Here is a 13,591-nt window from a genome sequence, read left to right as displayed (position 1 = left end):
ATGCAATCGAGCCAAGATAAAAACCTCCCCGCCACCGAGCGCAAGCTCCAGAAGGCCCGCACCGACGGCCAGGCGGCGCGCTCGCGCGACCTCTCGCACCTGGCGATTCTGGGCACGGGCGCGGCCTGCATGCTGGTGCTGGCACCGGCCCTGCTGGAGCACCTGCAGCGGGCCATGGGCCAGCAGCTGGTGTTCGACGCCACCACCGTGCGCTCGCCAGGCGCCATGCTCACGCGGCTGCAGAGCATGGCCGTGCTGGGCCTGCTGGCCAGCGCGCTGTTTGCGTTTCTCACCGGCACGGCGGCGCTGGTGAGCGCCATTGGCGCGGGCGGCTGGGTGTGGAGCTTCAAGCCGATCACGCCACAGTTCAACCGCCTCAATCCGCTCGCGGGGGCGGCCAATCTCTTTTCCAAGCAGCAGATGGCCAATGTGGCCAAGATGGTGCTGATGACCGGCGTGCTCTCGGCCGTCGCCTGGAATTACCTGGGCAGCAGCCTGGACCAGGTCGCCATGCTGGTGCTGCAACCCTCGCCCCTGGCCATTCGCCAGGTGGCCGGCTGGCTGACCTCGGGCATGGCCTTGCTGTTGCTGGTGGTATTTCTGGTGGCGCTGGTCGACGTGCCGCTGCAGGCGTTCTTCTTCAAGTCGCGCCTCAAGATGAGCCACGAGGAAGTCAAGCAGGAGCACAAGGAATCCGACGGCAACCCGCAGACCAAGGGCCGCATGCGCCAGCGCCAGCGCGAGATTGCCGATGGCGCCAGCGTCACGGCCGTTCCCAAGGCCGACTTCGTGGTCATGAACCCGACCCACTACGCCGTGGCCCTGCGCTATGACGACCAGTCCATGGGCGCGCCGCAGGTGGTCTCCAAGGGCACGGACCTGATCGCCATGAAGATCCGCGAGCTCGCGACCGCGCACGGCGTGCCCGTGCTGCAGTCGCCGATGCTGGCGCGCGCGCTGTACGCGCACGCCGAACTCGACCAACCGATTCCCGCCACGCTCTACACCGCCGTGGCGCAGGTGCTGGCCTATGTCTACCGCCTGAAGGCCGCCCTGCGCGGAGAGGGCCGCATGCCCGACACGCTGGCCGATCCCTATGTCCCCCCCGAGCTGGACCCGCACCACAAGCCAGCGCACCGAGACACGCCGCCATGAATTTCTCGTTGAACTCTGCCCGCCGCTTCGCGGGCACCCACGCCGCCGCGGTGCAGGGCCTGTCGGCGCCGCTGCTGGTGGTGGCCATCCTGGCACTGATGGTGCTGCCGATCCCCACCTGGCTGCTCGATACTTTTTTCACCATCAACATCGCCGTGGCGCTGATGGTGATGATGGTGGCGGCCTACATGCTCAAACCGCTGGACTTTGCCGCCTTCCCGTCGGTGCTGCTGCTGAGCACGCTGATGCGCCTGTCGCTCAACGTGGCCTCGACCCGGGTCGTGCTGCTCGAAGGCCACACCGGCCCGGGCGCGGCCGGTGCGGTGATCGAGGCCTTTGGCCACTTCCTGATCGGCGGCAATTTCGCAGTGGGCCTGATCGTGTTTGCCATCCTGGTGGTGATCAACTTCATCGTGATCACCAAAGGCGCGGAGCGCATTGCCGAAGTGTCGGCGCGCTTCACGCTCGACGCCATGCCCGGCAAGCAGATGGCGGTGGACGCCGACCTGAACGCGGGCCTGATCGACGAGAAAGAAGCCAAGCGCCGGCGCGCCGAGGTGGCCGAAGAAGCCAACTTCTTCGGCTCGATGGACGGCGCCTCCAAATTCGTGCGCGGCGATGCGGTGGCGGGCATGCTGATCCTTGTCATCAACATCGTCGGCGGTTTTGCCATCGGCATGCTGCAGCACGGCCTGTCGGCCGGCAAGGCGGCCGACACCTACATCCTGATGGCCGTGGGTGACGCGCTGGTGGCGCAGATTCCGGGCCTGCTGATCTCGGTCGCGGCGGCCATGGTGATCTCGCGCGTCGGCAAGGACTCGGACATGGGGCAGCAGATCGTGCACCAGCTGTTCACCTCGCCGCGCGTGCTCGGCATCACGGCGGGCATCCTGATCCTGCTGGGCGTGATCCCGGGCATGCCGCATGTGGTGTTTCTGGCCGTCGGCTCGCTGCTCGCCTACACCGCCTGGTCGCTCGCGCAGCGCCAGAAAGCACCTGCCGAAGTGGAGGCGCCGATGGCCCCCGTGGGCGACGGCGAAGCCACTTGGGACGACCTGCAGCCCGTGGACCTTCTGGGCCTGGAGCTGGGCTACCGCCTGATTGCGCTGGTCGACAAAACGCGCCAGGGCGACCTGCTCACGCGCATCAAGGGCGTGCGGCGCAAGTTCGCGCAGGAGGTCGGCTTTCTGCCGCCGCCGGTGCACGTGCGCGACAACCTCGAACTCAAGCCCAGCGCCTACCGCATCACGCTGCGCGGCGTGGTCGTGGGCGAGGGCGAGGCCTTTCCCGGCATGCACCTGGCGATCAATCCCGGGGGCATCACCACGCCGCTGATCGGCACGCCCACCACCGACCCGGCCTTCGGTCTGCCCGCGCACTGGATCGACGAACGCCAGAAGGAAGCGGCGCAAATGGCGGGCTTTACCGTGGTTGATTCGGAAACCGTGATGGCGACCCATTTGTCACACTTGATGCAAGTCCAAGCCGCCAAGCTGCTCAGCCGCACAGAGACCCAACAACTGGTGGAGCACGTGGCCAAGCTGGCCCCCAAACTGATTGAAGAAGTGGTTCCGAAAATGGTGTCGATCGCAACGTTCCAGAAAGTGCTGCAGCTGCTGCTGGAGGAGTCGGTGCACATCCGCGACATCCGCACCATCATCGAAACCCTGGCCGAGCATGCCGTGAGCATCACCGACCCGGTGGAGCTGGCGCGGCGCGTGCGCATTGCGCTGTCGCCGGCCATCGTGCAGCAGATCTATGGCCCGACGCGCGAGCTCAACGTGATCGCCATCGAGCCCGGCCTGGAGCGCCTGCTGGTGCAGGCCCTGGGCAATGCCGCGGGGCCGGCGCTCGACCCCGGCGTGGCCGACATCCTTACGCAGAAAGCCGCCGAGGTGGCCATGAAACAGGAAGAGATCGGCCTGCCGGCCTGCCTGCTGGTGCCCGACCAGATCCGCGGCGCCATCGCCCGCCTGGTGCGCCGCGTGGCCCCGCGCCTGCAGGTGCTGGCGCACAGTGAAATTCCCGAAACCCACACGATCCGCATCGGGCCCATCCTCAAAGGAGCCTCGGCATGAACTTCAAACGCTTTCACGCAGCGACCGCCCGCGAGGCGCTGGCCAAGGCCCGCATGGCCTTTGGCGAGGGCACGCTCATCCTGTCCAACCGCCCCACCGCCACCGGCGTCGAGGTCGTGGCCACGGCCGAAGATGCGCTCAGCGCCCTGGATTCGCCCGAGGCGGCGAGCCCCGTGGCACGCCGCGCCCAAGAGCGCAGCGCGCAGCCCGAAGCGCGCGAGATGCAGCCGCGCCCGGCGCCCTTGCGCAACCCGGTGCAGGAAGACACAGAGAAGCTGGCCATGAGCACCCTGTCGTTCCAGGACTATGTGCGCGAGCGCATGCTGCGCCGCCGCCACGAAGCCCTGCAAGGCAGCGCCGCCCAGCCCGTCGCAGCCGCGCCTGCGGCGGCATTCCAGTCCCCGTCCTTCACCCACGAAGCCAGTGTCATGCAAGCGCCGCCGCCGGTGGCGCGCCACAACCCGCTGCGTCCGGCGCCCGCCCCCAGCCCGGCCTTCATGGCCGAGCCCGCTCCCCGGCCCCGCCGCGAACCCGCCCCCGTGGCGATGGCGCCCAGCATGAACCCGCACGGGCTGCTGCAAGAGCTGCAGTCGATGAAGGACCTCATCGAGGACCGGTTCAACACCCTGTCCTGGCTGGGCCAGGCGCGCCAGAACCCGATCCAGTCCAACCTGATGCTCAAGATGATCCGCGCGGGCTACTCGCCTGCGCTGGCGCGCGCCGTGCTGGAGCGCCTGCCCGATGAGCTCGACGCCAGCGAATCGGTGCGCTGGCTCATGGAGGTGCTCGAGCGCAACCTCAAGACCGATGCCGGCGCCCGCCCGCTGTACCAGGAAGGCGGCATCTACGCCCTGGTGGGCTCGACCGGCGTGGGCAAGACTACGACCACCGCCAAGCTGGCCGCCATGTGCGCGCGCATCCACGGCCCCGCCAGCGTGGGCCTGATCACGCTCGACACCTACCGCGTGGGCGCCCACGAACAGCTGCGCGCCTATGGCCGCATGCTCGGCATCGTCGCGCACCTGGCGCACGACCGGGCCGCGCTGCAAGACCTGCTGGGCCTGCTCGGCGGCAAGAAGATGGTGCTCATCGACACCACGGGCGTGGCCCCGCGCGACCCGCGCAAGCGCGACATGCTCGATGTGCTGAACCTGCCCCACGTCAACCGGCTGCTGGTGCTCAACGCCGGCTGCCATGGCGACACGCTGGACGACACCCTGGCCGCTTTCAAGACCGATGGATCGCAGCAGGCCATCCTCTCGAAGGTGGACGAGGCGGTGAAGCTCGGCCCCTCGATCGACGCACTGATCCGCCACCAGATGGTGCTGCGCGGCGTGACCAATGGCCAGCGCGTGCCCGAGGACTGGGAAGCCGCCGACGCGCACAAGCTGGTGGGCACGTCAATGCGCGCCCCCGCGCGCTCGGCGTTCGACCCCAAGGCCAGCGACCTGAACTTCTTTTTCTCTCACACGCCCCAGCCGGTGCACGACAGAGGGCTGGTCGATGCTTGACATCGGCCTGCACCAAGGCACCAGCCTGCACAGCCACACGCCGCAGGCCGAGCTGCGCTTGGCGGTCGTCGCCAGCCAGGGCGGGAATGCGCATGCGCTGGAAACCCTGTGGCAGGTGTGCGCGCAGCTGCAGCGCCTGGGACACCCGGTGGTGGTGCTCGACGGCACGGCGCAGGAGAGTGACGACGCCCCCGGCCTGCAGCACCTGCTGGCCTGCGCCCCCTGGGGCGACGATGCCCTCCCCCACACTGGCATGGATGCCGGGTCGCTGGCCGTGCTGCCGGCGATGACCGGTCTGGACATGCTGGCGTTCGAGGCCCGCCCTCTGGATGCACCGCTGCGGGCGCTGCAGCCGCTGTTTCGCCAGTACGCCCTGGTGGTACTCCACGCGCCGGTCGGCACCCTGGCATCGCCGCTGCTGACAGGCACGGCGGTCACGCCGCTGCTCACCATGCAGGCCGGCCCGGCGGGCGTGGTGGACAGCTACCGCCAGCTCAAGCTCCTGGCGCTACATGCCGGCCTGCCCGCCACCGTGGCCTGCCTGGTGCCCTCGCACGACAGCGACCTCCAGCGCCACGGCCATGACGCGGTGAACGCCGTGCGCCAGTGCGCAGCACGCCACCTGGGCCAGAGCGTCGCCACCACCGTGGTGCAGGCCGGCCACGCACCCGACATGCAGCGCCTGGCCTTGCATTTGCTGGAGAACGCGTGCACGCTCGGCGCCCCCGAGGACTGCGCCTGGCCGCAGGCCGCACCCGCGGCAGGCCACCCCCTCTTTTCTTTCCAGAGCCATTGAAGTGATGTACACCGCCAAAGGCCAGCTCGCACGCGATGCCGTGATCCGCCAGTATGTTCCGCTGGTTCGGCGCCTCGCGCACCACATGATCGCCAAGCTGCCGCCCAACGTCGAGCTGGACGACCTGATCCAGGTCGGCATGATCGGCCTGACCGAAGCGCTGTCGCGCTACGAGGTGGCGCAGGGCGTGCAGTTCGAGACCTTTGCCACGCAGCGCATCCGCGGCGCCATGCTCGACGAGCTGCGCGAGGGCGACTGGATGAGCCGCAGCTCGCGCAAGAGCCAGAAGGACATCGAAAAGGCCGTGCAGCGCCTGGAACAGAAACTCGGCCGCAGCCCGCTCGAGTCGGAGATCGCAGCGGAGCTGGGCATGGCGCTGGCGGACTACCAAAGCCTGCTGGGCAAGGTGCGCGGCACGCAGTTGGTGTACCTCGAAGACATGGCGCGCGGCCACGGCGAGGACGACGAGGGCTTCCTGGAGCGCCATGACACGGCCGACGACGCGGGCGACCCGATGGCACTGCTGCGCGACCAGCGCCTGCGCGCGTCCCTGGTCAAGGCCATCGAGGGCCTGCCCGAGCGCGAGCAGTACATCATGGGCATGTACTACGAGCAGGACATGAACCTCAAGGAAATCGCCGCGGTGCTGGGCGTGACGGAATCGCGCGTGTGCCAGCTGCACAGCCAGTCGATTGCGCGGCTGCGCGCCAAGATGCGCAGCCACTGAGGGCACCCCACTCCACCCAAGAAGCCGCCTTGCGGCCTGCGGCTGCTGGACTTCAGCTGGCCGAGCGGTAGATGCGGGCCCCCGCGCCCGAGACAGCGCGCACGCCCACGGCCTGGGCGTAGGTGGCGTCGTCGCGCACCGAGGGCAACACCACCGCCGCCTGGCGGTCCGTGGCGGCGGCCAGGCGCGCCAGGCCCTCGCGCTGCGCCGCCAGCTGTGCATGCACCTGCTGCACGCGCTGCGCCACCGCGGGCGACAACGCCTGCCTCTGCGTGCCGGCCAGAACCGCGGACAAGCCGGCGACGGCCGCGCGCAGATGGGCGCTGCTGCGCTCCAGCGCCAGCGCATCGTTCGCCAGAAGGCGGGACGACACGGCTTGCAGGGACTGCTCGACGTCGGTCAGGGCTTGTTCAAGGGACATGGCGAGGCCACAGAATCAAAAAAAACGCAGGCAGTCCGCTCAGGAGCGTGCGCGCGAGAGGATCTCCGTGGCATTGGCCAGCATCTTGTCAGCGACGGCCCCGGCATCGACCTTGAACGTGCCGCGCTCGATGGCCGCACGCACGGCCTTCACGCGGTCGGCGTCAAAGTCGCCCGCGGTGCGGCCGGTAGGTGCGAGCGCGGCCCGCGACAGGCTGACAGGCACACCGGCGGTGGCGGCCGCTGCGGCGGCGCCTGTGGCAAGCCCTGGGGCTGCGGGTGCAGCGGCCTTGCCCTGCTGCTTGGCAGAACCTGCCTGCACTGCCGCGCTGGGCAACTCCGGTGTTTGACCTATCTTCATCGCTCTCTCCACCACCCCGTGTGGTATGGGGCATCAGTAGCAATGTTTTCGACCTGTGGGCTGCCTACTTTAGCGTTTTATGCGCCTGCGGCTCAAAACTGGGCCGTGACTGTTCCACTTTCGTCAACAGTGCCGCTGACGATCTTTCCATTACCCATGCGCACGCGCACAGTCTGGCCTGCGGCGCCGGCCACCAGGGCCTGGCCGCCACCGCTCACGGCGTAGCCCGGCCCTTCGGCCACCACACGCACCTGGGCCCCCGCCTGGAACAGGTGGGGCGCGCGCACCATCGACTGGCGCAGCGCCTGGCCGGCGTGCAAGGGGCGCGACGCCACCTGGCCCACCCACTGCGCGGGGTCGGCCACGATGCTCGCCGCCTCGGCGGCCCAATCGACCTCGCTCTCGGTCGCGTCGGCCTCGGTCAGCACCGCGCCCGACGCCACGTTGCCGGTCAGCACCCAGGCGGGGCCAAACGCCTTCACAGTCAGGGGCAGGAAGACGTTCCAGCGCGTGCTCCCTTCCACACAGCGCAGACCCAGCCGCGAGCGCCCCCACAAGCGGGCACCGGCCGGCAGGTAGGGCTCGATGCGCGCGCACGGCGCCAGGCGCAGGCGCTCGTCGAGCGCGCCCACGCTGACCTCCATGCGCAGCATGCCCTGCGACTGCTGCTGCAGCGCCGCATCGAGCCACTGCTGCGTGGCCTGGCCCAGTTCGGCCGGCGCCTGCGCAGTGGCCGCCGCCACCGCGCACCCCAGCGACAGCGCAACGAACGCCGTGCGCACGCGCTGCGCAATGAGCGGGGCGGGGTTGTCGGCTAAGGCAAGGGGAGCGGGCATGGCGGGGCCTCCAGGAAATCCACGGACGCCTGCGCACAGCGCGCAGGCTCTTTCACCGCTGCAAATATAGGCAGCGCACGCCGCGGCGATACCCCGAACTGCGCAGCGATCCCCGCGCTCTTTCCCCTTTAGAGAAAACCCGGCGTTTCCATAATTGCCCCACGCCGGACACCGCCCTATAGCGTGGGTCCCTTCTGCCACCTTCCCGCAAGGCCCGACATGCTCGACAAGATGACCCAAAAGCTGGACTTCCACGGCAGCGCGCTGCTCGTGCGCGCCGAGCGCCAGCGGGCCATCGCCAGCAACATCGCCAACGCCGACACCCCCGGCTACGTGGCACGCGACGTGAGCTTTGCCGCAGCCATGCGCGAGGCCACGCACAGCGGCGCCAGCCCAGGGCCGCGTGGCGCTGCGGCGCCCACCCACGCCCACCACATGGCCCTGCCCACGGTGCGCCTGGGCGCAGCGGGCGAGGGCGCGCTGGGCTATGCCGTACAGACCCAGCCCAGCCTGGACAACAACACCGTCGACCTGGACCGCGAGCGCGCCAACTTCGTCGACAACGCCGTGCGCTACGAGGCCACGCTGCGCTTCATCAACGGCAACGCCAAAACCATGCTCAGCGCCATCCAGGGCCAGTGAGCCGTCTTAGAAAGCACCCCCTGCCATGTCGATGTTCTCCATCTTCAGCGTCTCGGGCAGCGCCGTCAGCGCGCAGTCGCAGCGCCTCAACGTCGTCGCCAGCAACCTGGCCAACGTCGATGCCGTGGCCGGCCCCGACGGCCAGGCCTACAAGGCGCGCCAGGTCGTGTTCCAGACCGCGCCCATGGGCGCGGACAGCTCGGCGGGCGTGCGCGTCAAGGCCATTCAGGAGGACAACACTCCGGGCCGGCGCATCCACAACCCGAGCCACCCATCGGCCGATGCCGAGGGCTATGTCACGCATTCGAACGTCAACGCGGTCGAGGAGATGGTCAACATGATCTCGGCCTCGCGCTCGTACCAAAACAACGTCGAGGTCATGAACACGGCCAAGTCGCTGCTGCTCAAGACCCTGCAAATGGGCCAATAAGCCCCCGACCGCCGAAAGAGCCCCGCCATGACCGCACCCATCTCATCGACCGATTACACCGCGGGCGCCAACGCCGCCAGCGCCGCCGGCCCGCGCGACGTCAACGCCAACGACCCGGCCAGTGCCCAGGACCGCTTCCTCAAGCTGCTCGTGGCCCAGCTCAACAACCAGGACCCGATGAACCCGCTGGACAACGCGCAGATGACCTCGCAAATCGCGCAGATCAACACCGTCACCGGCATCCAGCAGCTCAACGAAACCGTCAAGGGCCTGGTCGGCCAGTTTGCATCGCAGCAACTGGTGCAGGGCAGTGCCATGGTGGGCCGCCAGGTGCTGGTCGACGGTGACTCGCTGGCACTCAACACCGAAACCTCCAAGGGCTATGGCGCGCTGGACCTGACCGGCAGCGCCGCGAGCGTGCGCGTGCAGGTGCTCGACGCGGGCGGCAAGGAGGTCGGCATGGTCGACCTCGGCGCACTCAAGGAAGGGCGCTACAACTTCGAGTGGGATGGCACGGGGCACATGGACAGCGGGCCTCTGCGCTTCAAGGTGCTGGCCGCCAATGGAGAGGCCCCGGTCGCGGCCACCGCGCTCACGGTGGACCATGTCGCCGCCGTCAGCATGAGCAACGGCGCGTTGCAGCTCGAATTGGCGCGCGGCGGCTCGGCCAGTTACGGCGCCATCAAGTCCATCCTTTAATCGCACCGCAGCCCAATACCGGCAAGCGCAAGCAGCTATATCTTCAGGAGCACACCATGGGTTTTCAACAAGGTCTCTCGGGCTTGAACGCCGCCAGCAAGAACCTGGACGTGATCGGCCACAACATCGCCAACTCGGGCACCACCGGCTTCAAGGCCTCGCGCACCGAGTTTGCCGACGTGGTCGCCTCGACCATGGGTGCCGGCAGCGGCAAGAACGCCGGCATCGGCGTCGAAGTGGCGGCCGTGGCGCAGCAGTTCAGCCAGGGCAACCTTACGGTCACTGGCAACAGCCTGGACGTTGCCATCAACGGCAACGGCTTCTTCCGGCTGCAAATGCCCGACGGCTCGGCGGCCTACACCCGCGCTGGCAACTTCAAGATCGACAAGGCGGGCAGCGTGGTGACCAACGGCGGCGCGCAGGTGATGGGGTTCAAGGTCGATCCGGCCACCGGCGTGGGCACTTCGATGGCGACGCCGCTGTCGTTCCCGACCGGCGCCCCCATCCAGGCCAAGCAGACCGGCAGCATCAAGGCGACGCTGAATGTGGATGCGCGCGCCAATTTGGCCGCCGGCGTGGCGGCCGATCCCACCGCCACACCCCCGGTGGCCGCCGTGGCGGCCACGCCGCGCTCGACCTATGGCACTTCGATCAACGTCTACGACAGCCAGGGCGTTGCCACCCCGGTGAACCTGTATTTCGAAAAGAGCGGCTCTAATGAATGGAAGGTTTTTGACACGCTCGACCCCGCTGTGACCACGGAAGTGGGCACGCTCACGTTCAATGAAAAGGGCGAGATCGTTCCGCCTGCGAAGCTGAGCCTGACCGTCACGCCCAGCTCCAACCCCAACGCTGGCGCTGCCCCACCGGCGGTGGCGCCCTTCCCGGTCGACATCGACCTCTCCAACGTCACGCAGTTCGGCAGCAAGTTCGCCGTCGCCGACCTGACGCAAGACGGCTACGCCTCGGGCGAACTGACCAGCATCAACATCTCCAACGACGGCATGGTCATGGCCAGCTACTCCAACGGCGTGACGCGCGCCGAGGCGCAGGTGGCGCTGGCCAACTTCCGCAACCCCCAGGGCCTGCTGGCCGTGGGTGGCAACAACTGGGTGGAGTCGTTCGAATCGGGCCCCTCGGTGCTGGGCAAGCCGGGCGACGGCACGTTTGGCGGGCTGCGCTCGGGCGCCCTCGAAGAGTCGAACGTCGACCTCACGGCCGAGCTGGTCAACATGATGACCGCGCAGCGCGCCTACCAGGCCAACGCCCAGACGATCAAGACGCAGGACCAGGTGCTCTCGACCATGGTCAACCTGCGCTGACCGCCCGCTTGATTTTCTGACCCCCTGAACGCACGGAGCCACCGCCATGGACCGCATCATCTACACCTCCATGACCGGCGCCAACGCGGCCGCGCACCGGCAGGCGGTGCTGGCCAACAACCTGGCCAATGCGTCGACCAACGGCTTTCGCGCCGAGATGTCGACGTTCCGCTCGGTGCCCATCCAGGGCGAGGGCTCGACCACGCGCGTGTTTGCGCTCGAAGCGACGTCCGGCCACTCGGAAGCTTCGGGCCCGGTGCAGCGCACCGGCCGCAGCCTCGACGCCATGGCGATGGGCAATGCCTGGTTTGGCGTGCAGGGCCTCGACGGCACCGAGGCCTACACGCGCAACGGCAGCTTCGAGGTCGCGCAGGACGGCCAGCTGCGCACCGGCACCGGCCTGGCCGTGCTCTCGGACGGCGGCGCGCCGATCGACGTGCCCCCGGGCGCCGACCTCTCGCTGGGCTCGGACGGCACACTGACCGCCAAGACCGCAGGCCAGCCGCCGACCGTGCTCGGGCGCCTCAAGCTCGCCGCGCCCACGGCCGACGATCCGCTGCGCCGCGGCGACGACGGGCTGTTCCGGACCGCCTCGGGCGAGCCGCTGCCCCAGGACGCCAACGCGCGCCTGCTGGCCGGCGCGGTCGAGGGCTCGAACGTGAACGCGGTCGAGAGCATGGTCGGCATGATCGCCGCCGCGCGCCAGTTCGAGCAGCAGATGAAGCTGCTGCAAACCGCAGAAACCAACGACAAATCGGCCAGCCAGCTGCTCAGCCTCAACGGCTGAACCTGAGCACGCACTCACCCTGAACGCACACGAGGAAACACCATGATCAATTCGCTCTGGATCTCCAAGACCGGCATGGAAGCCCAGCAAACCCAGCTGGACGTCATCTCGCACAACCTGGCCAACGTCTCCACGACGGGCTACAAGCGCGCCAACGCGGTGTTCGAAGACCTGATCTACCAGAACCTGCGCCAGGTCGGCTCGCAAACCACCGAGCAAAGCCAGCTGCCCACCGGCCTGCACCTGGGCCTGGGCGTGCGCACCGTGGCCACCAGCCGCAACTTCATGCAGGGCAGCCTGCAGCAGTCGAACAACAACCTCGATGTCGCCATCAAGGGCAACGGCTTCTTCGAGGTCACGCAGCCCGACGGCACCATTGGCTACACGCGCGACGGCTCGTTCCAGGTCGACGCGCAAGGCCGCCTGGTCACGTCGAGCGGCCTGCCGGTGGGCGGTGGCATCACCATCCCGCCCAATGCCACGGGCGTGAGCATCAGCGCCGACGGCGCCGTCTCGGCCCTGCTGCCCGGCAACCCCGCGCCGCAGCCCATGGGCAACCTGGCCATGGCGACCTTCATCAACCCGGCGGGCCTGGAGCCGCGCGGTCAGAACCTCTATGTCGAGACCGCCGCCTCGGGCCAGCCCACGGGCGGCACGCCGGGCACCAACGGCCTGGGCACGGTGCTGCAGGGCTACCTGGAAACCTCGAACGTCAACGTGGTGCAGGAGCTGGTGACCATGATCCAGACCCAGCGCGCCTACGAGATGAATTCCAAGGCCATCCAGACCTCGGACCAGATGCTGGCGAAGCTGGCCCAGCTGTAACCGCGCGCTTCAACGCACCCACCGCACCCAGGAATTTCGCCATGCGCTCGCCCCTGTCCTCCTTCCGTCTCGACCTGCCCGGGCACGCGGCCGCCTGGAGCGCCGGCCTGGTGCTGCTGTGCAGCGGCTGCGCCCCGCTGTCGCCGCCGCCGCCGGTGGACCTGCTGCCCACTGCGCCGCCGCCCATCGCCGCGGCACCGCCCATGGTCGGCCCGGCCACGGGCAGCCTGTTCCGCAGCGCCAGCTACCGCCCCGTGTTCGAGGACCGGCGCGCGCGCATGGTGGGCGACAGCGTCACGATCCAGATCGTCGAGCGCGTCACGGCCAGCCAGACCTCGTCGTCGACGATCGACCGCAAATCGGGCATCAAGGCCGGCATCACCGCGCTGCCGTTCATGAACAACAAGGTGCTGGGCGACAAGACCCAGGTCGGCGCGGGCACGGAAAACAACTTCTCGGGCAAGGGCGGCACCGAGAGCGCCAACACCTTCACGGGCTCGATCACGGCCACGGTGATCGAGGTGCTGCCCAACGGCCACCTGGTGGTGGCGGGCGAGAAGCAGATCGGCGTGAACGACAACGTCGACGTGCTACGCTTTTCGGGCACGGTGGACCCGCGCGCGCTGCAGCCGGGCAGCATCGTGAGCTCCACGCAGGTGGCCAACGTGCGCGTGCAGTCGCGCGGGCGCGGGGCGCAGAGTGAGGTCCAGGCCATGGGCTGGCTGGGGCGCGCGTTCAACGCGGTTTCGCCGTTTTGAATTTTTGCGCTTGCTCTTTAAAACATAGCGTTCAGCGCTGGTATTTATTGGGCTAGAGGCACTTTTCATTGGTTTTTTATTAATTGGGTTGTGCCGCGGGCAGGGGTTTGGTTTAGAGCGCGCTTTTTGCGGAGGCTGCTGGCTGGGATGTGCGCCCGGCGGCGCAGTAACTTTCTCTTGATCGCCAAGAGAAAGTCACCAAAGAGAAGGCGACCCGAAGTCTGCGACCCCAGCGCTGCGCGCT

General features: G+C 68.4%; 15 protein-coding genes. 12 read left to right on the top strand and 3 right to left on the bottom strand.

The features are described 5' to 3' along the window. From B2J86_RS15115 to B2J86_RS15095, 5 genes are read left to right on the top strand one after another with little or no spacing between them, the layout of a single operon-like run. Positions 1–1,155, top strand: coding sequence for a flagellar biosynthesis protein FlhB (locus B2J86_RS15115; protein ID WP_169169173.1), 1,155 nt, complete (start codon positions 1–3; stop codon positions 1,153–1,155). Next, a complete protein-coding gene (flhA, locus tag B2J86_RS15110) occupies positions 1,152–3,233 on the top strand; it encodes a flagellar biosynthesis protein FlhA (RefSeq protein ID WP_169169174.1) in 2,082 nt (693 codons plus the stop codon). The genes B2J86_RS15115 and flhA overlap by 4 nt, the downstream gene beginning before the upstream one ends. Beyond that, the gene (flhF, locus tag B2J86_RS15105) at positions 3,230–4,744 is read left to right on the top strand and encodes a flagellar biosynthesis protein FlhF (RefSeq protein ID WP_169169175.1); all 1,515 of its coding nucleotides are present in this window, start codon (positions 3,230–3,232) and stop codon (positions 4,742–4,744) included. Before flhA ends, flhF begins: the two co-directional genes overlap by 4 nt. Further along, positions 4,737–5,540, top strand: coding sequence for a hypothetical protein (locus B2J86_RS15100; protein ID WP_169633465.1), 804 nt, complete (start codon positions 4,737–4,739; stop codon positions 5,538–5,540). Before flhF ends, B2J86_RS15100 begins: the two co-directional genes overlap by 8 nt. A 4-nt stretch (positions 5,541–5,544) precedes the next feature. Next, entirely contained in the window at positions 5,545–6,267 is a 723-nt protein-coding gene (locus tag B2J86_RS15095) for an RNA polymerase sigma factor FliA (RefSeq protein WP_173026017.1), read from the top strand. A 52-nt stretch (positions 6,268–6,319) separates the two neighbouring features. Here B2J86_RS15095 and B2J86_RS15090 read toward each other — a convergent pair whose 3' ends face one another. The 3 genes from B2J86_RS15090 to flgA form a co-directional block, all read right to left on the bottom strand. Beyond that, positions 6,320–6,688, bottom strand: coding sequence for a hypothetical protein (locus B2J86_RS15090; protein ID WP_169169178.1), 369 nt, complete (start codon positions 6,686–6,688; stop codon positions 6,320–6,322). A gap of 39 nt (positions 6,689–6,727) precedes the next feature. Beyond that, complete coding sequence (gene flgM / locus B2J86_RS15085; RefSeq protein ID WP_173026016.1) at positions 6,728–7,048, bottom strand: flagellar biosynthesis anti-sigma factor FlgM; 321 nt, start codon at positions 7,046–7,048, stop codon at positions 6,728–6,730. 92 nt (positions 7,049–7,140) lie between these two features. Next, positions 7,141–7,884, bottom strand: a complete 744-nt coding sequence (gene flgA, locus B2J86_RS15080) for a flagellar basal body P-ring formation chaperone FlgA (RefSeq protein ID WP_173026015.1) — start codon at positions 7,882–7,884, stop codon at positions 7,141–7,143. A 219-nt stretch (positions 7,885–8,103) separates the two neighbouring features. On the opposite strand from flgA, the gene flgB reads away from it, so the two are divergent. Genes flgB through B2J86_RS15045 form a run of 7 tightly spaced genes read left to right on the top strand, consistent with a single transcriptional unit; the run spans position 8,104 to position 13,347 of the window. Next, a complete protein-coding gene (gene flgB, locus B2J86_RS15075; RefSeq protein ID WP_173026014.1) occupies positions 8,104–8,526 on the top strand; it encodes a flagellar basal body rod protein FlgB in 423 nt (140 codons plus the stop codon). A 25-nt stretch (positions 8,527–8,551) separates the two neighbouring features. Next, positions 8,552–8,956 carry a flagellar basal body rod protein FlgC gene (gene flgC, locus B2J86_RS15070; protein ID WP_169169182.1) on the top strand — a complete coding sequence of 135 codons (405 nt, stop codon included), beginning with the start codon at positions 8,552–8,554 and terminating at the stop codon, positions 8,954–8,956. A 27-nt stretch (positions 8,957–8,983) separates the two neighbouring features. Further along, positions 8,984–9,655, top strand: coding sequence for a flagellar hook assembly protein FlgD (locus B2J86_RS15065; RefSeq protein WP_169169183.1), 672 nt, complete (start codon positions 8,984–8,986; stop codon positions 9,653–9,655). 56 nt (positions 9,656–9,711) lie between these two features. Continuing rightward, positions 9,712–10,977 (top strand): flagellar hook protein FlgE, encoded by a 1,266-nt coding sequence (gene flgE, locus B2J86_RS15060; RefSeq protein ID WP_169169184.1) that lies wholly within the window; start codon positions 9,712–9,714, stop codon positions 10,975–10,977. A 46-nt stretch (positions 10,978–11,023) separates the two neighbouring features. Next, positions 11,024–11,764: a flagellar basal body rod protein FlgF gene (locus tag B2J86_RS15055; protein ID WP_169169185.1), complete on the top strand. Its 741-nt coding sequence runs from the start codon at positions 11,024–11,026 to the stop codon at positions 11,762–11,764. A gap of 42 nt (positions 11,765–11,806) precedes the next feature. After that, positions 11,807–12,589 (top strand): flagellar basal-body rod protein FlgG, encoded by a 783-nt coding sequence (flgG, locus tag B2J86_RS15050; protein WP_169169186.1) that lies wholly within the window; start codon positions 11,807–11,809, stop codon positions 12,587–12,589. Between the two features lie 41 nt (positions 12,590–12,630). After that, positions 12,631–13,347, top strand: a complete 717-nt coding sequence (locus tag B2J86_RS15045) for a flagellar basal body L-ring protein FlgH (protein ID WP_169169187.1) — start codon at positions 12,631–12,633, stop codon at positions 13,345–13,347. Positions 13,348–13,591 lie beyond the last annotated feature (244 nt).

It is taken from the genome of Acidovorax sp. SRB_14 (genome assembly GCF_012932145.1).
GTDB lineage: Bacteria > Pseudomonadota > Gammaproteobacteria > Burkholderiales > Burkholderiaceae_C > Simplicispira.
The sequence above is the reverse complement of the archived record's forward strand: the minus strand, read 5'-3'. Positions and strand labels throughout refer to the sequence as shown.